The following is a 20,825-nucleotide window of genomic DNA, read 5'->3' as shown; positions in this document are numbered from 1 at the left end:
CGCCGAGACCACCTCCAGGACCCATGCCCCTCCCCCCCGACGCCACGCCCTCCGGCCCCGACCGCTACTCCGCCGACGTCGTCATCGTCGGCGCCGGCGTCGCGGGGTTGTACGCGGCGACCCGGCTGCCCGACGGCCTCGACGTGCTGATCGTCGACAAGGGCGTGACCGGCGAGTCCGGCTCGTCCCCCTACGCCCAGGGCGGCGTGGCCGTCGCCTTCGGGGCGGACGACTCCCCGGAGCTCCACGCGAGCGACACGCTCCGTGCCGGCGACCGCCTGTGCGACCCGCTCGCCGCGCGGACGCTGGCGGTCGAGGCGCCGGCCTGCGTCACCGACGTCCTCGAGATGGGCGCGGACTTCGACCGGGTGGAGGGGCGGGAGGGGTCGATGGACCCGCGCGACCTCCACCTCGCCCGCGAGGGTGGCATGTCGGTCGCCCGGTCCGTGCACCGCGCCGACGCCACCGGCGCGGAGATGGTCCGGGTGCTGCGAGCCGCCGCCGCCCCGCGGGTGACCCGGCTCGTCGGCTCCGTCCACTCCCTGGCGTCCGACGGCGGGGGGAGGGTCACGGGCACCTGGGTGCTCCGCGCCGACGGCACGCCGGTCGTGGTCGAGGCCCGTGCGGTGCTGCTGGCCACCGGCGGCTGCGGTGGGCTCTTCGCCGCCACCACGAACCAGGACGGCGCGACCGGCGATGGGGTCGCGCTGGCCCACCGGGTCGGCGCGGCGGTCCGCGACACCGAGTTCGTCCAGTTCCACCCCACCGGCCTGGCCGTGCCCGGGTCGTGGCGGTTCCTGCTCACCGAGGCCCTCCGCGGCGCCGGGGCCACCCTGCACGACGCCGCCGGCGAGCGGTTCATGGTCGCCGTGCACCCCGACGCGGAGCTCGCGCCCCGTCACATCGTGGCGAAGGCCATCCTCGATGCTGACGGCGGGGCGTGGCTGGACGCGACGGGGATCGGCGACGACGTGCTGGCCCACGAGTTCCCCACCGTCCTCCACGGCGCCCGGGACCTCGGCTTCGACCTGTCCGCCGAGCGGGTGCCCGTCACCCCTGCCGCCCACTACATGGTCGGCGGCGTCCGCACCGATCTCGACGCGCGGACGTCGGTCCCCGGCCTCTACGCCGCGGGGGAGGTCGCCTCGACCGGGTTGCACGGGGCGAACCGGAAGGCCAGCAACTCCCTCGCCGAGGCCTTGGTGTTCGGCCGTCGCGCCGCCCGGGCGATCGCCCGCGAGCTGCCGGACCGGCACGGTGACCTCGGCACCCCTCCCCCGCTGCGCGGTGCGACACCGGATGCCGACCAGACCGCCGCGCTGCGGACCCGCCTGCGCGAGGGCATGTGGTGCGGCGCCGGCCCGGCCCGCACCGCGTCCTCCCTCGACGAGGCCGCCGCGGTGAGCGCCTCGGCGCGCCAGGAGCTCGGACCGGTGGCCCCGCACCCGGACGCCGTCGAGCTCGACCTCGCCATCAGCGCCGCGGAGCTGATCGTCGCCGCCGCCCGGCTCCGCACCGAATCACGTGGCGGCCACTACCGGCTGGACCACCCCGACGCCGACCCCGCCTGGGCCGGCCGGCACCTCGAGCACATCCGGCTGTGAGGGATGCACGCCGGCGCGGCGTGGCGGACACCTCGACCGCGCCGCGGCCCGTGCGCCCGTCAGCGCCGACCTGACCGTCGGCGTCCGAACCGGCTGCGCACGACCTCGCGGTTCAGCCGGGCGATCGCCACCAGCGGGATGCCGGCGGGGCACACCTCGACGCACTCGCCGTAGGTGGTGCAGGAGCCGAAGTGCTCCTCCATCACCGCCGTCATCGACTGCGCCCGCTCGGTCCGCTCGACCGCGCCCTGGGGCAGCAGGGCGAGCTGGGCGAGCTTCGCGCCGGTGAACAGGTGGGCCGCGGCGTTGGGGCAGGCGGCGACGCAGGCCCCGCACCCGATGCAGGCGGCGAAGTCCATCGCCTGCTCGGCGACGTCGTGGTGCACCGGTTGGGCGTCGGCGTCCGGGGCGGTGCCGGTGTCGACCGACACCGTCCCGCCGGCCGCGATGATCCGGTCGAGCGCCGAGCGGTCGACGACGAGGTCGCGGACGACCCGGAACCCGGCAGCGCGGAACGGCTCGAGGGTGACGCGGTCGCCGTCGGCGAAGGACCGGACGTGCTGGTGGCACGTCGGGGTGTTCGGCACCGGTCCGTGGGGACGGCCGTCGACGGTGACCCCGCAGGTGCCGCAGATCCCCTCGCGGCAGTCGTGGTCGAACGCGACCGGCTCGCGCCCCTCGCCGACCAGCTGGTCGTTCAACCGGTCGAGCAGCTCGAGCAGGCTCATCTCCGGCGTGGCGTCGGTGACCTGATGCCGCTCGAAGCGGCCGGGGACGTCGGGTCCGTCCTGGCGCCACACGTCGATGGTGAGCGTGATCACGTGTAGCTCCTGGTCTGCAGCGGGACGGCGCTGAACGTCAGCGCCTCGTCGTGGCGGATGGGCGGCCCGCCGTCGGCCGGGGTCTCCCAGGCGGACGCGAACGCCCACCGGTCGTCGTCGCGCTGCGCCTCGCCGTCCGGCGTGACGTGCTCGACGCGGAAGTGGGCGCCGCAGGACTCCTCCCGGTCGAGGGCGTCGACGCACATCAGCTCCGCCAGCTCGAGGTAGTCGGCGACCCGGCCGGCGCGCTCGAGCTCCTGGTTGAGCCGCGACCCCGCGCCCACGACCCGGACGTCGCGCCAGAACTCCGACCGCAGGTCGCGGATGGCGTCGATGCCCTTCGTCAGCCCCTCCGCGCTGCGGGACACCCCGCAGGCGTCGGTCAGCGCCTCGCCGAGCTCGGCGTGGAACCGATCGGGGCCCCGGGACCCGCCGATGCGGAGCAGACGGTCGACCCGACCGGTGACGTCCGCGACCGCTGCCACCGCCGCGGGGTGGTCGTCGTCGAGCACCGGGGTCCCGAGCAGCGGCGCCAGGTAGTTCGGGATCGACCACGGCAGCACGAACCAGCCATCGACGGACGCGCTGAGCAGCGAGTTGGCGCCCAGCCGGTTGGCGCCGTGGTAGGCCCAGCTGGCCTCCCCGCCGACGAACAGGCCCGGGATGGAGCTCATCGCGTCGTAGTCGGTCCACAACCCGCCCATCGTGAAGTGGGGACCGGGCGCGATGCGCATCGGCACCTCCCACGGGTCCTCGCCGGTGGCGTCTGCGTAGAGGTGGAACAGGTTGCCGTACCGCTCGGCGATCACCTCGCGTCCGACCCGCGCGATCGCGTCGCGGAAGTCGAGGTACACGCCGTTGCGCAGCGGCCCGACCCCTCGCCCCTCGTCCAGGACGGCCTTCGCGTTGCGGCTGGCGACGTCCCGGGGGACGAGGTTGCCGAACGCGGGGTACTTCCGCTCGAGGTAGTAGTCGCGGCGGTCCTCGGCGATGTCGCCGGGCGGCAGGTCGACGTCCGCGGGGTCGAGGGGCACCCACACGCGGCCGTCGTTGCGGAGCGACTCGCTCATCAGCGTCGTCTTCGACTGCCAGCGGCTGGTGAGGGGCAGCGACGTCGGGTGGAACTGGATGAAGGAGGGGTGGGCGAGCAGCGCGCCGCGGCGGTGCGCCCGCCACGCCGCGGTGGCGTTCGAGGCCTTCGCGAGGGTCGACTTGAAGTAGACGTTGCCGTACCCGCCGGTGGCGAGCACGACGGCGTGGGCCATGACCGGTCGGACCTGGCCGGTGACCAGGTCGCGGACGACGATGCCCTGGGCACGACCGTCGGCGACGATGAGGTCGAGCATCTCGTGGCGCGTGTGCAACCGCACCGTGCCCGCCGCGACCTGGCGGAGCAGCGCCTGGCTGCCCGCGATCTGCAGCTGCTGGCCGGTCTGGCTGCGGGCGTAGTAGGTCCGGCTGACCTGCACCCCGCCGAAGGAGCGGGTCGCGAGCGCTCCGCCGTACTCCCGCGCGAACGGGACACCGAGTGCGGTCAGGTGGTCGATCACGCGGACGCTCAGCTCGCCGAGGCGCTGGGCGTCGGCCTCGCGGGCGCGGAAGTCACCGCCCTTCACCGTGTCCTTCACGAACCGGGTGACGCTGTCACCGTCGGCCTTGCGGGCCCGCGCCGCGTTGATGCCCCCCTGGGCGGCGACGGAGTGCGCGCGACGGGGCGCGTCGTGGATGGTGAAGGACTCGACGTGGTAGCCGAGCTCCCCGAGGGTGGCCGCGCAGCCGGCCCCGGCCAGCCCCGTGCCGACGACGATCACGGTGAAGCGCCGCCGGTTGGCGGGGTTGATCAGCCGGTAGTCCGCGCAGCGGGCGTCCCACAGGCCGGCGACGTCCCCGGCGGGGACGTGCCCGGCGATCGGGGCGCCGATGGTGCGGCGGAGGTCGATGGCGGTCATGGTTCGCTCCTGGGCGGTGGCGGTCGAACGACCGGCGGGGTCAGCCGATCAGGCCGAGCTGGACGGCGACGGGGATCGAGGCGTTGCCGACCACGACGATCCCGGCGAGGCCGACGGCGACGTACTTGGCCGCGGTGCGGACCCGGGGCCCGGTCGCGCCGAGCGTGGTGAACGCGCTCCACAGCCCGTGCAGCAGGTGGCTGCCGAGCAGCCCGATCGCCGACAGGTAGACCAGCGCGACCGGCCAGCGGCTGAAGCTGGCGACGACGTTGGCGTAGACGTCGCCGCGCACGAAGTCCGGGTTCGCCGTGCCGGTGGTCAGGTCGAGGACGTGGAAGACGATGAACAGCGCCAGTGCGATGCCGGTGACGGGCATGGTCCGTGCGGTGAAGGACCGCGCGCGGGGTCGTCGTCCGCCGCCGGCCGCCCGCCGGCTCCGGCGGGTGAGGACGACGGCGGCCGCCATGTGCACCACGACGGCCGCCAGCAGGGCGATCCGCATGATCCACAACAGCCCCTCGTGGGGCAGGAGCGGGTACAGGAGGTCGAGCAGCCACGCGCTGTAGCGGTCGATCGCCTCTGCGCCCAGGTAGATCTTCAGGTTCCCGATCATGTGGATGAGCACGAACCCGAACAGCACGACGCCGCTGACGGCCATGGCGACCTTGAGCAGGACGGTGCTGGGCCGGGGCGGGGCCGGCTGCGTGGCCGACCCCGTCTGCTCGCTGCGGGTGAGCGTGGCGGTCACCACAACCCCAGCAGCTTGGTCCAACCGACCCCCACGGTCCCGAAGATCCCGAGGGTGACGATGCTCGAGACCAGGCCGACGGTCCACCACTTGCCCACCGACATGTAGCCGGCGCCGAAGAGCACCGGGGCGGGGCCGGAGGCGTAGTGGGTCAGGCCGCCCATCAGGTTGCTGGCGACGGCCAGGCCGATCGCGGCGAGGAAGGCCGGGGCGCCGGCGACGACGGCCGCGCCCATGAAGGCGGCGTACATCGCGGTGACCTGCGCGGTCATCGAGGCGAAGAAGTAGTGGCCGTAGACGTAGACGCCGATCAGGACCGCCAGGGCGAGGGGCCAGCCGAAGCCGTCGACCGCCCCGCTCATCACGTCGGAGAACCAGCCGATGACGCCGAGCTCGGACAGGAACTTGGCCATCGTCACCAGGACCGCGAACCAGACGAGGGTGTCCCAGGCGCCCTTCTCGGCCTTGATGTCCTCCCAGGTGAGGACGTCGGTCACCAGCAGGACGGACAGCCCGATCATCGCGGCGACCGTCGCGCCCATGCCGAACAGCGGGTCGCCGAGCATCCACAGGCCGAGGAGCAGGCCGAACACGCCGAGCATCAGCTTCTCGTCGCGGCGGAGCGTGCCCATGCTGGCCAGCTCGCTCTTCGCGTACTCCGTGGCGCCGGGGCTCTCGCGGACCTCGGGCGGGTCGAGCTTCAGGATGACGAGGGGCAGGACGGCGAGGGCGACCAGGCCCGGGACGATCGCGGCCAGCGCCCAGGTGCCCCACGACAGCTGCACCTCACCCTCGGTGGCGAGGTCGACGATGATCGGGTTGGCGGCCATGGCCGTGGCGAACATGCCGCCGGTCACGGCGTTGACCTGCATCGCGCAGTTGGTCAGGTAGGACCCCATCCGCGTGGCGCTCGGGTCGTTCGGCTCGCTCTCGAAGGCGCTCGCCAGCGACCGCAGGATCGGGAAGATCACCCCGCCGGCGCGGGCGGTCGTCGACGGCATCGCCGGTGACAGCACCAGGTCGGTGGCGGCCAGCCCGTAGGCCAGCCCCACGGTCCTCTTGCCGAGCAGCTTGACGAACAGGAACGCGATCCGGGCGCCGAGGCCGGTCTTGATGAACCCGCGGGCGATGAAGAACGCCAGGACGATCAGCCAGATGGCCGAGTTGCCGAAGCCGCTCAGCGCCTCGTCGATCGTGAGGATGCCGGCGGTCGCGGCGAACGTGAGGCCGATGACGGACACGACGCCCATCGGGGCCGGCTTGGCGATGATCGCCGCGATCGTCGCGACGAAGACCGCCAGCAGCGACCAGCCGGCCGGCTCGACGCCGTCCGGCACGGGGAACACGCGTATCAGCGCGCCGATGCCGATCGGGACGATCCAGCGGAGGGCGATCTGCCAGCCGGGCGGCGGGGCGGGTGCGACGGGTTCGGGGGCCCGGGTGGCGATCTGCAGCGGGTGGGGGGACGGGTCGATGGCGCTCATCCGAGCGCTCCTCTTCTGTCGACGGGGTGTGACGTCGACAGGATCGGCTTCCTGCCCCCCGCGGGCTCAGGCCGGAGGTCCCGGTCCCGCGGAGGCCCTCGACCCCCTCGGGCCGGGACCCGTCATGTCTCACCCGTCATGTCTCACCCAGGTCCTTGCCCAGCGCCTCGGATGCCTGACGGGTCAGCTCGACCATCCGCTCCCGCACCGTCTGGTCGGTGATCGGCGGGTCGAAGGGCACGCGGGTGTGGCGGGTCGCGCCGTCCTCGACCTCGGCCTCGAGGTCCATGCCGGCGTCGTCCATCGCCACGATCCGCGCCCGCGTCGCGTGGGGCACCGAGCCGAAGGCCTGGGCGATCACCAGGACGTGCTCGGCGTGGTCGTCGTTCATGTGGGCGACGGCGGAGTCGTAGCTCATGGGCCGACCGTCCCCCGTGCGGGAGCCGTCGAACCGGACCCGCCGTGCGGTCAGGGGCGGCGGCCGGTGAACGCGAGGAAGCGGGTCTGGGGGTCCGCGTCCTCGGGCACCTCGATCGCCGGGCCGTACACCTGCTCGGACCGGAGGGCCTCCTCCGGCAGGTCCTGCATCGACGCGAGGACGCGGTCCACCTCGTCGGCCGGCAGCGACTCCAGGTGCCCGAGCCCGGCACCGCGGGCGACGTCCCAGCCGTGGACGAGCAGGTCGCCGGTGTAGAAGGTCTCGGCGGTCTCGCCGATCGTCGTGGGGCCGAAGTACCCGTCGTAGGTCCGGTCGGCGACCTCGGGGTCGTCGAGGGCGGCCTGGAACCGGTCCCGCACCGCGACCCACCGCGCGAGGGGGTGGGCGTCGGGGTCGACCGCACCGTCGAGGAGGTCGTGGCGGGACAGGAAGTCCACCTGGCTGTCGGCGACGTGGGCGACGACGTCGGCGACGGTCCACCCCTCGCAGGGGGAGGCGGCGTCCCAGCGGTCGTCGGGCACCGCCTCGGCGATCTCGGTGAAGCGGGCGGCGAGGCGTCGGTAGCGGGCGGCGATGTCGGTCATGGGCAGATCATCGCCGGGTCAGGCCGTGCCGTACAGTCGCGCGCCGGCGTCGCCGAGGCCGTTGCGGAGCGCCCCCACCTCGGGCGGGTGGTCGTCGATCTCGCAGGTGAAGAGGTGGGTGAGCGCCGGGGCTTCCTCGGCGAGCAGGTCGCACCCCTGGCGAGCGGCGACGACGGTGGCCACGGCGACGGCGGAGTAGCCGGCGGACTCGACCGCCTCGACCGCCGCGAGCATGGTGCCGCCGCTCGCCATCATCGGGTCGAGCACGATCGCGACCTGCCCCTCGGCGGCCGGGACGCGCGAGTAGTACTCGATCACGTCGCGGCTCGTCCGGTCCCGGTAGATCCCCACGTGCCCGACCGCCGCTCCGGGGGAGGCGGCGAGGGCTCCCTCGACCATCCCGAGGCCGCCGCGGATGATCGGGACGAAGACCACGTCGTCGGGGTCGCCGAGCTCGGCCAGGGCGTGGGCCACGAGCAGCGTCGTGATGTTGCCCAGGGCATCGCGGAACGTCGCCCGTCCCCGGCCGGTGTCCTTCAGCTGGTCCAGGTAGTGCCGCACCGCGGCGCTGCGGAGGGTCGAGATGGTGGCCACGGGTCCTCGCTTCGTCGGGGTCAGAAGACCGTGCCGTCGGACTCGACGGCGATGGGGGGTGCGGCGTCGGGTCGGCGCTCGGCGGCCAGGCGCCGGCCGAGGGGCCAGGTCCCGACCTCGAGGATCTGGGCCAGTCCGAGCCCGCGCCGCTCCTCGGGCAGGTGGCGGTCGAGGTGCACCGCGATGTGGTCGAGGGCGGCGACGGTGCAGGCCCGCCACTCGACCACCAGCGGGTGGTCCGGCGGGATCGGGTCAGCGCGCAGGCCGCCGCGGACCTCGAGCAACCCGAGGTCGATCAGCAGACCGCCGTTGCGGTACTCGGCGAGGCCGGTGAGCCCCTCCACCTCGACGACCGCCACGCCGAGCGATGCGAGGGGTTCGACCAGGGAGTAGGCCATCCACTGGCTCAGCTTGTGGAACGGCACCACGCCCGATGTGGGGAAGGTCCCACCCGCGAGCGGGTGGTGCCAGGTGTCGCCCAGGTTGAACCCGCCGATGTCCAGGCGGCCCGGCCACAGATCGGCGAACGCCGTGAGGATCCAGCCGAGCAGCGCCTCCCCGCTCACCTGTGCGACCTGCCCGGTCCCGCGCCCACCCAGCAGGTCCCTCGACAGCAGCTCCCACACCGATCCGGCGCCCGACTCGACGAGGGTGCGGCCCAGCGCCCGCAGCAGGCCCGCCCGGCCCTCCACGCCCACCAGGGGGTTGTCCGCCGTGACCTGGAACGCGTCGGCGAGCCGACCGACGTCCAGGTCGGCGAGCGCCACGGCGTCAACCCCGTACGCCCGCCCGTCGCCTGCGAAGACCCCCGCCTCGAGCGCCCGGTGCGCGGCCACTGCCAGCCCCTCGGACCGGCGGACCGTCCCGGTCACCGGGTCCTCGAAGCGCCACCGCGATCCCGCTCCGGCGTCCAGCAGCACGCTGATGACCACGGCGTCCACCTGCGCCGTGCCCGCGCGGGCGACCAGGTCGGCGGCCAGGTCCCACCCCTCCCCCCGCAGGTGGTTCAACCGCCCGTGGATCGGGACCGGACCGGCGGGGCGGGTCGCCACGACCTGCGCTGCCACCGCATCGAGCACGGCCGGCCACGCCCGCTCGTGGATGCGGAGGTGCCCGAGGTCCCCGGCCAGCCCGGCGGTCCACAGGGCCGTGCACCGCCGCCGGACCGCCGCGGCCGACCGCAGCTCGCGGACCGCGGCGGGGACGTCCGCAGCCGTCACCGCTCGAGCTGGCGACCCGCGACGCTCAGGTCCGCCTCCCCGCGGGTGGAGTAGTAGCCCGCCGCGCGCTTGGCCTCGATCTCCACCATCGCGTCGGCCGGGATCGCGTCGGCGGGGATCTCGACGCGCTGGCGGACGTCGATCCCGGCGCCGACGATCGCGTCGTACTTCGCGTTGCTCATGGAGATGAGCGTCTCGATCCGGTCGATCCCCAGCCACACGAGGACGTCGGGCATCAGCTGCTGGAACCGGGCGTCCTGGACGCCGGCGACGCACTCGGTGCGGTTGAAGTACTCCGCCGCGACGTCCCCGCCGGCCTGGCGCTTGCGGGCGTTGTAGACGAGGAACTTCGTCACCTCGCCGAGCGCCCGCCCCTCCTTCCGGAAGTACGCCACCACGCCGACGCTGCCGGCCTGGGCGTCGCGCACGCAGCCGTGCAACGCCTGGATCAGGTAGGGCCGACAGGTGCAGATGTCCGAGCCGAAGACGTCGGAGCCGTTGCACTCGTCGTGCACCCGGGCGGTGACGGGGGCCTTCTCGCCGGTCACCGGGTCGCCCATCAGCCGCTCCGCGCCGCCGATCAGGTACACCGTCGTGCCGCCGATCGGCGGGAGGAACACGTCGAGGTCCGGGCGGGTGACCAGCTCCGGGAACATCCCGCCGGTCTGCTCGAACAGGACCCGGCGGAGGGTGTGGACGTCCACGCCGAACCGCTCGGCGATGCCGGGCAGGTACCAGACCGGCTCGATGGCCGCCTTGGTGACGGCGATCGACCCGTCCTCATGGAGGATGGTGCCGTCGGCGTCGAGCGCCCCGAGCGCGATGGCCGCCTCGGTCTCCGGCAGTCGCAGGCGGCTGCGGGTCACGGCGATGGTGGGTTGGATCCGCGCGCCGTCCGCCAGCTCCTCGGCGAAGTCCGCCGCGACCGTCGCCCCCCAGGGGTCCAGCGCCACGATCGCCGCGGGGTCGGCCCACCGCGGGTGCGGGCCGAGCACGTCGGTGGGTGCGGTGTCGGTGAGGTCGGGCACGTGGCCGGCGGCCAGCCCCCCGGCGGCGACGGCGACGGCCCGGACACGCTGAGGCCGCCGTGGTGCGCGCCGATCGCGTTGCGCCCCGGGGTGTCCGGCGGCCCCGCGACGATGGGGCCGCGCTCCCGGGCGGTGGGCGCCCCCCAGGTCACCGGGTTGGTCGCGATCGCGGCGGTGTGGGACGTCAGCCTGACCCGACGTGGGGCGGGGCGTTGGTCCATGGAACCTCCGGGTCGAGCCGAAGTCGGTGATCATAGCCCCTCGGACGATTCGCTTACGGCCGCCGCCGCTCGCGCGGGTGGACGGCACACTCCGCCGCCGTCCACCTCGCCGACCACACCGGAGACGCCCGTGCGCGCCGTGCTGCTCACCCTCGTCCTGACCGCCCTCGCCACCGGGTGCGGTGGCGCCGACGACGCGCGCGAGCGCGACGCGACCGCCACCGGACCCCGCCTCGACCCGCCCGCCGACCTCACCTGGCAGACGACTGCGGCGGAGTACCGCGGGGAGATCGGGGCCACCGTCACCGTCGACTGCCCCGCGCAGGGGGAGGTCGGCAGCCTGTGGGGCACGGACCCGTACACCGACGACTCCTCGATCTGCACCGCGGGCGTCCACGCGGGCGCCATCACCGTCGAGGACGGGGGCGAGGTGACGATCCGCATCGCCGACGGCGAGACGTCCTACGACGGGGGCGAGGCGAACGGGGTGACCGCGGCCGACTGGCCCGATTGGCCCGGGTCGTTCACGGTCGTGCGCTGACCTCGCGTCGAATTAGCATTTCTTAGCAACCATCCCATCCGCCGTCGCCCGGGCTCCGAAGGAGGTGTGCAACCCCGACCCAGGAGGACCACCCCCGATGCGAACCCGGACCGCGATGATCTCCGTCATCGCCCTGCTGACCGCCGCGCTGGCGCTGCCGGCGACCGCCCAGGACGACCCCGGCCCCGCCGACCCGGCCCAGATCAGCGTCGTCCACGGCGTCCCCGAGGCGGTCGTCGACGTGTACGTCGACGGCGGCCTCGCCCTCGAGGACTTCGAGCCGGGGACGGTCACCGACCCGATCGAGCTGCCCGCCGGCACCTACGACCTGGCCGTCTACCTCGCCGACGCCGATCCGGCTGCTGACGACCCCGTGACCGCCGCGGAGGACGTCGAGGTGCCCGCCGGCGTCAACGCCTCCGTCGTCGCCCACCTGACCGCGGACGGGGCGCCGACCCTGAGCGTCTTCGTCAACGACACCTCGTCGGTCGACCACGAGATCGGCCGCGTCGCCGTGCGCCACACCGCCGCCGCCCCGGCCGTCGACGTGCTGGTCGACGGTGCCGCCGCCATCACCGAGCTGTCGAACCCCGACGAGACCGTCGCCGAGCTGGCGGAGGGGACCTACGAGGTCGCGGTCGTCCCGGCCGGGGGCGGCGCGGACGACGCGGTGATCGGGCCCCTCGACCTGACCGTCCCGGGTGACACCCTCACGATCGTCTACGCCGTCTACGCCCTGGAGGACGGCAGCCTGACCGCGCTGACCCAGAGCGTGCCGCTCGGCGTCGACGGCCCGCCCGCCGAGCCGACCCGCGAGATCGGCCGCGTGGCCGGTGACAGCCGCATCGACACCGCCATCGCCGTCAGCCAGCGCGCGTTCCCCGACGGCGCCGACGTGGTCTACCTCGCCCGCCAGGACGAGTCCGCCGACGCCCTCGCCGCCGGCGTGCTGACCGACGGCCCGATCATGCTGGTCCCGAACTGCGGGCAGCTCCCCGCCCAGGTCGGCGAGGAGATCGACCGGCTCGACCCCGACGAGGTGCTGGCCCTCGGTGGTGAGCTGGCGGTCTGCGACTCCCTGCTCGAGGCCGCCGCGAGCTGACCGACCGCGGCTCCGGCCGCCTCCCCACGACCGCCCGGGCATCGTGCCCGGGCGGTCGGGTCACGTCGTCTGCCAGGGCCGTGCGGCGGACAGGATCAGCTCCCGGTCCCGCGGCGAGGCGCGGTGGAGCCCCTCGTCGACCAGCACCCTGACGTGCTCCTCCAGGGGATCGAGGCGGCCGCCGGCCGACTCGAGCGACTCGCGGGCGGAGTCGAGCAGGCGGATCACCTGGGCGATCGTCGCGCCGTCCAGGTCAGAGGCGAGCAGCGGGTCGAGCGCGACCGCGACGAGGTCCTCGGGGACCAACCGGATCCGCCTGATGACGACCGTCCCGTCCCTGCGCTCGACGACCGGGTGGCCGTCGCGCATGAGGATCCTCGTGAGCAGCGCCGACAGGCTGGCGACGGCGGCGAGCGCGGTGGGCGTGTCGCGGCTCGAGTCGGTGAACGCCCGCACCGCGGTGTCGGCCAGCGCCCGGAGCCCGACGGTCGGGTCGGTGTCCATCCGGCGGACCGGCTCGACGCGGATCGCCGACCGCAGCGCCGTCAGCTCCCCCTCGTCCGGGCAGGCCTGCAGCAGCACCGTGCCGACCTCCACGTAGCTGCCGACCGCGCAGTTGAGCTCGACGCAGCGCCACCCCCGCCCCACCAGCGCGTCGTGGTCGATGCCGACGACCCAGCCGCGGCAGTCGGCGCGGAGGGAGGCGCGGGGATCCGCCTCCTCGGGGACGGGCAGCTGGCCGGGGGCGCTCCTCCGAGCGATGGTGCGGTCCACGGCGACGGCCGTGCGCTCGACCGCGTCGTCGACGACCCGGTCGCCGTGGATCGCCCGGACGCTCGCGTCGATGATGCCCGCCATCACCACCAGGGCGACCGCGGTCCAGGCGAGCACGACGAGCAGGGTGAGCACCGGGACGCCCGCGGGATCGTCCGGGCCCGGGAAGCCGAGCAGGGCGGTCGCCGCCACCCCGAACATGCCGGTCATCACCGCCGTCGCGCCCGTCTGCCACGCATCGGACAACAGGCCGGTGAGCAGTCGCGGTGCGAACCGGCTCGACGCCAGCGACACCAGCATCCCCCGCACCCAGAACACCACCGCCGTGGCGGTGACCGACGCGCCGGCGATGCCCCCGACGAGCGCCCTCACGGCCGCCAGGTCGAGGGGCAGCCCGGGCAGCCGCGACCCGGCCAGCAGCCCCTGGTCGACCTGCAGGGTGACCAGCACGAGCAGCGCGCCGCCCACGAGGCTGAGGGCCGGGAAGACCCACAGGCCCCGCTCGGCGGCGATCGCGGCCACGCGCCCGCGACGGCGGGGCCCGGGCACGGGGTCGGGCGGTCGTGCGTCGTCGGTCGGCGGCACCCCCAACCCATCCCCGACCCCGCCGCGGTCTACGCCTCGGCATCCCCGCTGACGGACACGTTGACTCCCACGGAGCGGGGGCCTACGGTCACGACTAGTCACGCCTTGTCCCTGCGTGGGTTCGTCTACCCGATCCGCTAGGGGGAAACGTGAGCACTCTCGCACCGACCGACACCGACCGCGTCAGCCTGTCGGAGCTGGTCCTCCGCCACCAGCGCACCGGCAGGCCCGAGCACCTCGAGGAGCTCCTCGAGCGCCTCGACCGGTTGCTGCGGAGCCGCGTGCGGAAGCTGATCTCGACCGAGGAGTCCTTCGAGGACTGCTACCAGGAGGCGCGGATCGCCGCGCTCGGCGCCATCGAGCGCTGGACGCCCGACGGCGGTGCCAGCGTGTCGACGTTCGTGGCCCGCAGCGTCGACGGGGCGGTCAAGCGGTACTTCCGCGACGTCACCTGGGACCTGAAGGTCACCCGCGGCCCGAAGGACCTCGCGATGCGGGTGCAGCGCTTCACCGCCTTCTTCGAGAAGGACCACGGGCGCGCCCCGACCGTGCCCGAGCTCGCCGACTTCGCCGGTCTCGGCGAGGACGAGGTCCGCACCGGCCTGGCCGCGCTCCGTGCCTACCGAGCCGACTCGATCGACCTGCGCGAGTCACCGGGCGGGCGGCTCGTGTCGGAGCAGCTCCCGGCCGTCGACCGCGGTCCCGAGCCGGAGGAGGTCATGGACGTGTACGAGGGGCTCGCCCACCTGTCCGAGGAGGTCCGCACCGTGGTGTACCGCTACTTCTTCTGCGACGAGACGCAGCTCGAGATCGCCGAGGCGATCGGCTGCTCCCAGATGCAGGTGTCCCGCCTGCTCCGGCGCGGCATCCACCGGCTGCGCTCACGGGAGGTGACCCTGACGTGACCCGACCCCGGCTCCTCTGCCTGCCACCCCGCAGCCTGCACGTCGACCGGCTGGACCGCGTCGCCGCCGTCATCCGGCACCCGGGCGGCGACGCGCCCTCCCTCGACCTCGACTGGATCGACCGCCAGCGCGGCCGCGTGGACGTGGTCCACGCGCACCTCGGCGGCCGGAGCGCCGCCGACACCCCGCTGGGGGCGGTGCTCGAGGGCTTCCGCCGCGACGGGGTGGCGGTCGTCGCGACCGTGCACGACGTGGACCTGGCCGAACCCGGCGCCGCGGACGCACTCGGTGCGGTCGTGGATCTCGCCCACCAGGTCGTCACCCACACCCGCGGAGCCGCCGACGAGCTGGCCGAGCGGATCGGCACCCGACCCCTGGTGATCCCCCACGGACCGGTGCTGAGCGGCGCCGCGCTGCACCGCGCCCGGCGGCAGCGCGCCACGACCCCGAGCGGCCGGCACCTGCTGTGCCACGTCGGCCGCCTGGGGGACCAGCTCGACTGGCGGACGGCCATCCGTGCCGCCGTCCGGGCTCGCGCCCGCCTGCGGGTCCTGGTCCACGAGAGCCGCCAGGCGAGGCTCAGGCAGTGGTCGGTCGACACCGAGGTGCTCGACATCCGCCCGTACGACGCGTTGCGCACCCCCGAGGTGGTTGACGAGCTGGTCCGCTGTCGGGCGCTGGTGCTGCCCTACCGGCGGGTCACGCACTCGAGCCTGCTCGAGCTGGCGGCGGACGTCGGCGTCCCGGTCCTCGCCCCGCCCGTCGGCGTCCTCGCCGACCAGCACCCGGTGGCCACGATCCCGCTCGGCGGTGACGGGCTCGACGTCGCGGCGCTGGAGGCGATGCTCGCGAACCCGCCGGACCACCGCCGCCTCGTGTCGAGCGCGCAGGACCGCGAGCGCGTCCAGCAGGCGTTCGAGGTGGGCCACGCCCGGCTCTACGAGTCCGTCGTCACCCGCGTCGGGCTGCCGCGCATCGAGCTGCGGCTGCCCGACGCACCGGCACCGCCCCGGCGGGCCGCCCACCGCGTGCGGACGCTCGAGGTCCGCTGATGCGGGGTGGCCGATCGGCCGGGGCGGTCCCGGTTTGCGCCGTCGGGTCGGGGTAGGGCGTCAGCAGCAGGTCGACGACTTGGAGCGACCGATGGGTGAACGACTCGGGGGCGCACCGGCCCCGCCACCCCGCGAGGACCAGCGGGCAGGGGTGGCGTGATGGACGGGTCCATCCTCCTCGTCGTCGGCGGGATCGTGCTGCTCGCGATCATCGTCACCGCCGCGGTGGCCAGCAGGACCCCGCGGGGGAGCGGTGGCGCCCCCGGCGAGGTCGTGGCCGACCGCCCGCTGACGGGGGGAACGGGCTCGTCCTGGGACGTCGACCGCTCCCACGCCGGACCTGCGGAGGACCGGCCCGGTGGGCCCGACGCCGAGGCGATGGACCCCGAGGGAACCGCCGACGAGCGCACCGACGGGCCTCGTTGACCGGACGGCTGACCGCACGTGATCACGCAGCCGGTGGGCGTGCGCCACGGCTGCGCGGGATAGGGCGCACACATGTCGCTGACCGATGCGCCCCCCACCACGGACCTGGCCGCCCGCGTGCCGGCCGAGGCCCTGGTCGACGCCCTGCGGCGCCTCCGCAGCCCGGTGGCCGATGCCGCAGCCGCCATCGACCGGGTCCGCCGCCTCCGCCCCCACGCCGATGGCCTGCCCCGACCGGGGGTCGGGCGGACCGACGAGCGCTGGGCCGTGCTGGTCGAGGCCGGTGCGGGTGACCTGTCCGTCGCCCGCCTGCTGGAGGGTCACCTCGACGCTCGCGCGATCCTCGACGAGGCCGATGTCGAGGCGCCGGACGCGGTCCTGGGGGTCTGGGCGGCCGATCCGCCGCACGGCCGCGTGGAGGCCCGACGGTCCCCGGACGGCACCTGGCGGCTCCGCGGCGCGAAGCGGTTCTGCTCGGGTGCCTCGGTCGTCGACGCCGCGCTCGTCACCGCCCACGCGCCGGACGGCTACCGCCTGTTCCTCGTCGACGCCGGGGGGTGGCGGGCCGACGGCAGCTGGGTCCCGGCGGGCATGGCGGCCAGCGACACCGTCGACGCCGTCCTCGAGGACGCGCCGGCCGAACCCGTCGGACCGCCCCGCTGGTACCTGGACCGGCCAGGCTTCGCCCACGGCGGCGTCGGCGTGGCGGCGGTCTGGCACGGCGCGGCCGTCGGCACCCGCGATGCCGTCCGCGAGCGGCTCGACGCGGACGACGACCCGGTCCGCCTCGCGGCCCTCGGGGCCATCGAGGTGGAGGTCGGCGTCGTCGGCGCGCTCCTCGCCGCCACCGCACGGGACATCGACGCCGATCCCGGTGCGGACCACCGCGAGCTCGCCCACCGCATCCGGGCCGCGGCGGCCCGCGCCGCGGACCGGGTGCTCGACCTCGCCCGCGACTCGGTGGGGGCGGGCCTGGCGCTGGGGGACCCGCTGCACGTCCGGCGGGCCGCCGACCTGCCCGTCTACCTCGTCCAGCACCACGGGACCCGCGACCTCGCGGCGCTGGGGCGCATCGTCTCCGGGGGCGGCCGTGGCTGACGTCGCACCCGCCCGCCCGGACCTGACCGGCAGCGGGACGCCGGAGGCGGAGTGGACCCCGTGGTTGGACGTCGAGCCGCTGCCGGCGGCTGACTGGGGCTCGCCGCGCCGACTCGTCGTCGTCGCACCCCACCCCGACGACGAGGTCCTCGCCCTCGGCGGCAGCGTGGCGATGCTCCGCCGAGACGGCTGGGACGTCGGGGTCGTCGCCGTCACCGACGGGGAGGCCTCCCACCCCGGCTCCACCCGGGTCGACCGCGCGTCCCTCGCCGCGACGCGGCGTGAGGAGTCGATCGCGGCCCTGGCCGAGATCGGGGTGCCGGCCACGGCGATCGACCGGCTCGGGCTGCCCGACGGCGGGGTCGCCGACCACGAGCACGCCCTCGCGGACGCCCTCGTCGAGCGCCTCGGGCCGGATGACCTCGTGGCCGTGCCGCACCGCCGCGACGGCCACCCCGACCACGAGGCCGCCGCGCGAGCCGGCCTGCGGGCCGTCGAGGCGGTGGGCGCCGACGTCGTCGAGTACCCCGTCTGGCTGTGGCACTGGACCGCGCCGGGCTCCCCGCTGTGGACCAGCGCGCGCCTGCACCGGCTGGACCCCGCCGCGCAGCTCGCGAAGGCCCGCGCGATCAGCGCCTTCGCCAGCCAGATCCACCCCCACGGCCCCGATCCCGCCGACCAGCCGATCCTGCCGGCCGCCATCCTGGCCCGCTTCCAGCGGACCGTCGAGGTCGTGCTCTGATGCCGCGCATCGACCCGTCCTGGTTCGTCGCGCGCTACGACGAGGACCCCGATCCGTGGGACTTCGCCACCAGCGACTACGAGGCCGACAAGTACGCCGCCACCGTGGGCGTCCTCGGCGACCGGCGCTACCGCTCGGCGTTCGAGGCGGGGTGCGCCATCGGCGTGCTCACGACCCTCCTCGCGGCGCGCTGCGAGGCGCTCCTCGCCGTCGATGCGGTCCCGGCGGCCGTGGCGCAGGCCCGCGAGCGCACCCGCGACCTGCCCCACGTCCGCATCGAGCGGGCCACCCTGCCCGAGGGCTGGCCGGCCGGTCCGTTCGACCTGGTCGTCATCTCCGAGATCGCCTACTACTTCGACGACGCGGGCCTGGACGACCTGCTCGACGCGGCGACGAGGTCCCTCGAGCCCGGCGGTGACCTCGTGGCCTGCCACTGGACCGGCGAGACGGACTACCCGCTGACCGCCGAGGCGGTGCACGACCGCATGGCCGCCCACCCGGCCCTCGACCTGCGCGAGCGCACCGCCGCCCCCGGGTACGAGCTCGCCGTGCTCCGCCGGACATCGCCGTGAACGCCCACCCCCGCGAGGTCGCCGTCGTCGTCCCGGTGCACGACGAGGAGGACCTGCTCGACCGCTGCCTCCGCTCCGTCGCGCGCGCCGCCGCGCCGGTGCGGCGGGCGGGCACGACCGTGCGCGTCGTGACCGTGCTCGACGACTGCCGTGATGCGAGCGGTGACATCGCGACCCGTCTGGCCGCCGCCGACGACGTGGTCATCGAGGTCGACGCGCGGCGGGTCGGCCGTGCGCGGCAGGCCGGGGCCCGCGCGGCGCTCGAGCGTGCGCGAGCACACCCGTGGCTGGTGTTCTGCGACGCCGACAGCGCGGTGCCCCGCTGCTGGCTGGTCGACCACCTGCGCGTGGCCGGCGAGGGGGCGCACGTGGTCGCCGGCGGGATCGAGTTGATCGACGCCCACCTCCGCCCACCCGCCGTGGCCCACGCCTGGCGGCAGCGACCGTCCCGCGGCCCGGAGGTCTACGGCACGAACCTGGCGATCCGCGCCGATGCCCTCGCCGAGGCGGGCGGCGTCCCCGACCTGGCTGTCGGCGAGGACCAGGCCCTCTGGGACGTGCTCGGCCTCACCGGCCGTCCGCGGGCGCACCGGCCCGGGTTGACGGTGCGCACCAGCGCGCGGGTGCGCGCGCGGGCACCCGGCGGCTTCCACGGCTACCTCGGCGGTCTGCAGCGCGGCGGACCGGCGCCGCCCGCCCGGTGCACGGCGTCGTGAGCAGGACCCGACTCCTGACGCACGCCCCCCTGGGCACGGATCGACTCCGGTCACACGCCCCTCAGGGCACGGATCGACTCCGGAGACGGGGTGCGCGGGGACCGGGTCGACAGATCCGTGGGCGTCGTCCCTGCTCAGCGGCCTGCGCCGCGCTGGCGCGGAGTCGATCGGTGGGAGCGCGGAGTCGATCCGTGCGGTCGGCGGGTCACGGCACGGCCGCCCGGCCGGTTGTGGTGTGCCACCGCCCCGGGGTGGGGTGACCGCGTGAGCGCCGCCGACCAGCCGCACGTCCAGCCCCCCGGTGCACGAGAGCTGGGGCTCGGTGTGGCGCGCGCGGTCGCCGGCGCGCTGATCCTCGGGCTCCCGCTGCTGATGACGCTCGAGATGTGGGATCTGGCGCTGACCCTGTCGCCGTGGCGCCTCGTCGTGTTCGTCGCCCTCGCACTGCCCGCCCTGGTGGTGCTGGTCCGCTACCTCGGCTTCCGCGACGAGCGCGGCCTGCCGCTCCGCGACGTGATCGCGGACGCGCTGGTCGCCTACGGGGTCGGCGCCCTCACGTCGGTGGTGGTGCTGACCCTCCTCGGGGTGACCGACAGCGCGCGGACGCCGGCGGAGTGGCTGGCCCTCGTCGCCGTCCAGTCCGTCCCGACCAGCGTCGGCGCCGCCATCGCCCGCAGCCACTTCGTGCACGGGCCGGGGGCCTCGGGCGGCACCACCGGGTACGGCTACGAGGTGCTGCTGATGGCCGTCGGCGCCCTCAGCCTGAACGTCTCGATCGCGCCGACCGAGGAGGTCGTCCTGATCGCCGCTCGGGTGGCCGATCCGCGCGCGCTGGTCCTGATGGCCGCATCGTTGGCGGGCATGCACGCCGTGGTCTACCTGCTGGGCTTCGCCGGCCAGCACCGCGCCGACGCCCCGGGCTGGTCGACGTTCGTCGGCTACACCGTGGTGGGCTACGCGGTCGCCTGCGCGATCAGCGCCTACCTGCTGTGGGTGTTCGGGCGGACCGACGCCGTCCCCCTCAGCACGGTCGTCCTGCAGGTCGTCGTCCTCGCCGTCCCCGGCTCCCTCGGCGCGGCCGCCGCCCGGGTGATCCTGTGACCACGAGCTGGCGAGTGGTCGCAGATAGGCCGGAGGAGGTCGGGCGGTGAGCACGGGCGACGCCGAGGAGGTGTCGGGCACCGACCGCGACCCGGTCCGCTTCGACGCCGGCACCCCGCCGCTCGAGTGGGCGATGGCGGGCGTCGGGCTCGTGATCGTGCTCGTGGTGCTCGCCGGCCTGGTCGTGACGGCCCTGACGCGGGGGGACGAGCCGCCCGCGTTCACCGCGTCGGTGGTCGAGGTAGTGCCGGCCGGTGACGGGCACCTCGTCCTCGTGGAGGTGCGCAACACCGGCGGGAGGGCGGGGGCCGCCGTGCAGGTCGAGGGGCACGTCTCGGGCGACCCCGGGTCGACGGTGTCCGCCGAGATCGACTACGTCACCGCCGGGGGCACCGGCACCGTCGGGCTGGTGTTCGACGGGTCGCCGGCCCGCGAGCAGGTCGAGGTCGGCGTGGTCGGCTGGCACGAGCCCTGACGGAGAACCGGTTTGCGGCGGGCCCGGGCGCGCGAGGGAGTCGT

General features: G+C 75.0%; 21 protein-coding genes and 1 pseudogene. 12 read left to right on the top strand and 10 right to left on the bottom strand.

Going from position 1 to position 20,825, the window contains the following annotated elements:
- Positions 1–23 precede the first annotated feature (23 nt).
- Positions 24–1,604 (top strand): L-aspartate oxidase, encoded by a 1,581-nt coding sequence (nadB, locus tag ACEQ2X_RS22315; protein WP_370328089.1) that lies wholly within the window; start codon positions 24–26, stop codon positions 1,602–1,604.
- Between the two features lie 59 nt (positions 1,605–1,663).
- Here nadB and ACEQ2X_RS22310 read toward each other — a convergent pair whose 3' ends face one another.
- From ACEQ2X_RS22310 to ACEQ2X_RS22270, 9 genes and pseudogenes are all read right to left on the bottom strand, one after another.
- Positions 1,664–2,422, bottom strand: a complete 759-nt coding sequence (locus tag ACEQ2X_RS22310; RefSeq protein WP_370328095.1) for a succinate dehydrogenase/fumarate reductase iron-sulfur subunit — start codon at positions 2,420–2,422, stop codon at positions 1,664–1,666.
- Complete coding sequence (locus ACEQ2X_RS22305; RefSeq protein WP_370328088.1) at positions 2,422–4,374, bottom strand: fumarate reductase/succinate dehydrogenase flavoprotein subunit; 1,953 nt, start codon at positions 4,372–4,374, stop codon at positions 2,422–2,424. Before ACEQ2X_RS22305 ends, ACEQ2X_RS22310 begins: the two co-directional genes overlap by 1 nt.
- 40 nt (positions 4,375–4,414) lie before the next feature.
- Positions 4,415–5,122 (bottom strand): succinate dehydrogenase cytochrome b subunit, encoded by a 708-nt coding sequence (locus ACEQ2X_RS22300; RefSeq protein ID WP_370328087.1) that lies wholly within the window; start codon positions 5,120–5,122, stop codon positions 4,415–4,417.
- Complete coding sequence (locus ACEQ2X_RS22295) at positions 5,119–6,606, bottom strand: DASS family sodium-coupled anion symporter (protein ID WP_370328086.1); 1,488 nt, start codon at positions 6,604–6,606, stop codon at positions 5,119–5,121. The genes ACEQ2X_RS22300 and ACEQ2X_RS22295 overlap by 4 nt, the downstream gene beginning before the upstream one ends.
- Before the next feature lie 136 nt (positions 6,607–6,742).
- On the bottom strand, positions 6,743–7,024 hold the full coding sequence (locus tag ACEQ2X_RS22290; RefSeq protein WP_370328085.1) for a DUF2470 domain-containing protein: 282 nt from the start codon (positions 7,022–7,024) through the stop codon (positions 6,743–6,745).
- A gap of 50 nt (positions 7,025–7,074) precedes the next feature.
- The gene (locus ACEQ2X_RS22285; RefSeq protein WP_370328084.1) at positions 7,075–7,629 is read right to left on the bottom strand and encodes a TIGR03086 family metal-binding protein; all 555 of its coding nucleotides are present in this window, start codon (positions 7,627–7,629) and stop codon (positions 7,075–7,077) included.
- Positions 7,630–7,647: 18 nt separating this feature from the next.
- Positions 7,648–8,223: a uracil phosphoribosyltransferase gene (upp, locus tag ACEQ2X_RS22280; RefSeq protein WP_370328083.1), complete on the bottom strand. Its 576-nt coding sequence runs from the start codon at positions 8,221–8,223 to the stop codon at positions 7,648–7,650.
- Between the two features lie 20 nt (positions 8,224–8,243).
- The gene (locus ACEQ2X_RS22275) at positions 8,244–9,443 is read right to left on the bottom strand and encodes a DUF1688 family protein (RefSeq protein WP_370328082.1); all 1,200 of its coding nucleotides are present in this window, start codon (positions 9,441–9,443) and stop codon (positions 8,244–8,246) included.
- A pseudogene (locus tag ACEQ2X_RS22270) lies at positions 9,440–10,692 on the bottom strand (GTP cyclohydrolase II). The gene ACEQ2X_RS22275 and the pseudogene ACEQ2X_RS22270 overlap by 4 nt, the downstream one beginning before the upstream one ends.
- Positions 10,693–10,822: 130 nt before the next feature.
- On the opposite strand from ACEQ2X_RS22270, the gene ACEQ2X_RS22265 reads away from it, so the two are divergent.
- A complete protein-coding gene (locus ACEQ2X_RS22265; RefSeq protein WP_370328081.1) occupies positions 10,823–11,233 on the top strand; it encodes an LCCL domain-containing protein in 411 nt (136 codons plus the stop codon).
- 97 nt (positions 11,234–11,330) lie between these two features.
- Positions 11,331–12,335 carry a DUF4397 domain-containing protein gene (locus tag ACEQ2X_RS22260; RefSeq protein WP_370328080.1) on the top strand — a complete coding sequence of 335 codons (1,005 nt, stop codon included), beginning with the start codon at positions 11,331–11,333 and terminating at the stop codon, positions 12,333–12,335.
- 60 nt (positions 12,336–12,395) lie between these two features.
- On the opposite strand, the gene ACEQ2X_RS22255 is transcribed toward ACEQ2X_RS22260, so the two are convergent.
- The gene (locus ACEQ2X_RS22255) at positions 12,396–13,631 is read right to left on the bottom strand and encodes a DUF2254 family protein (RefSeq protein WP_372530585.1); all 1,236 of its coding nucleotides are present in this window, start codon (positions 13,629–13,631) and stop codon (positions 12,396–12,398) included.
- A gap of 212 nt (positions 13,632–13,843) precedes the next feature.
- Here ACEQ2X_RS22255 and ACEQ2X_RS22250 point away from each other — a divergent pair, with 212 nt between their 5' ends.
- The 9 genes from ACEQ2X_RS22250 (at position 13,844) to ACEQ2X_RS22210 (ending at position 20,781) form a co-directional block, all read left to right on the top strand.
- Positions 13,844–14,599 (top strand): sigma-70 family RNA polymerase sigma factor, encoded by a 756-nt coding sequence (locus tag ACEQ2X_RS22250; RefSeq protein ID WP_370328078.1) that lies wholly within the window; start codon positions 13,844–13,846, stop codon positions 14,597–14,599.
- Positions 14,596–15,651: a hypothetical protein gene (locus tag ACEQ2X_RS22245; protein ID WP_370328077.1), complete on the top strand. Its 1,056-nt coding sequence runs from the start codon at positions 14,596–14,598 to the stop codon at positions 15,649–15,651. Before ACEQ2X_RS22250 ends, ACEQ2X_RS22245 begins: the two co-directional genes overlap by 4 nt.
- 159 nt (positions 15,652–15,810) lie before the next feature.
- Entirely contained in the window at positions 15,811–16,077 is a 267-nt protein-coding gene (locus ACEQ2X_RS22240) for a hypothetical protein (protein WP_370328076.1), read from the top strand.
- A gap of 72 nt (positions 16,078–16,149) precedes the next feature.
- Complete coding sequence (locus ACEQ2X_RS22235) at positions 16,150–17,175, top strand: acyl-CoA dehydrogenase (protein ID WP_370328075.1); 1,026 nt, start codon at positions 16,150–16,152, stop codon at positions 17,173–17,175.
- On the top strand, positions 17,168–17,917 hold the full coding sequence (locus ACEQ2X_RS22230) for a PIG-L deacetylase family protein (protein ID WP_370328074.1): 750 nt from the start codon (positions 17,168–17,170) through the stop codon (positions 17,915–17,917). Before ACEQ2X_RS22235 ends, ACEQ2X_RS22230 begins: the two co-directional genes overlap by 8 nt.
- Complete coding sequence (locus tag ACEQ2X_RS22225; protein ID WP_370328073.1) at positions 17,917–18,489, top strand: SAM-dependent methyltransferase; 573 nt, start codon at positions 17,917–17,919, stop codon at positions 18,487–18,489. Before ACEQ2X_RS22230 ends, ACEQ2X_RS22225 begins: the two co-directional genes overlap by 1 nt.
- Positions 18,486–19,205: a glycosyltransferase family 2 protein gene (locus tag ACEQ2X_RS22220; RefSeq protein WP_370328072.1), complete on the top strand. Its 720-nt coding sequence runs from the start codon at positions 18,486–18,488 to the stop codon at positions 19,203–19,205. Before ACEQ2X_RS22225 ends, ACEQ2X_RS22220 begins: the two co-directional genes overlap by 4 nt.
- Positions 19,206–19,469: 264 nt before the next feature.
- Positions 19,470–20,306: a TIGR02587 family membrane protein gene (locus tag ACEQ2X_RS22215; RefSeq protein WP_370328071.1), complete on the top strand. Its 837-nt coding sequence runs from the start codon at positions 19,470–19,472 to the stop codon at positions 20,304–20,306.
- Positions 20,307–20,352: 46 nt separating this feature from the next.
- Positions 20,353–20,781, top strand: coding sequence for a hypothetical protein (locus tag ACEQ2X_RS22210; RefSeq protein WP_370328070.1), 429 nt, complete (start codon positions 20,353–20,355; stop codon positions 20,779–20,781).
- The last annotated feature ends 44 nt before the right edge of the window (positions 20,782–20,825 follow it).

The organism is Euzebya sp., from assembly GCF_964222135.1.
GTDB lineage: Bacteria > Actinomycetota > Nitriliruptoria > Euzebyales > Euzebyaceae > Euzebya.
Note: the sequence above shows the minus strand (reverse complement) of the source record. Positions and strands in the feature narration are given on the sequence as shown.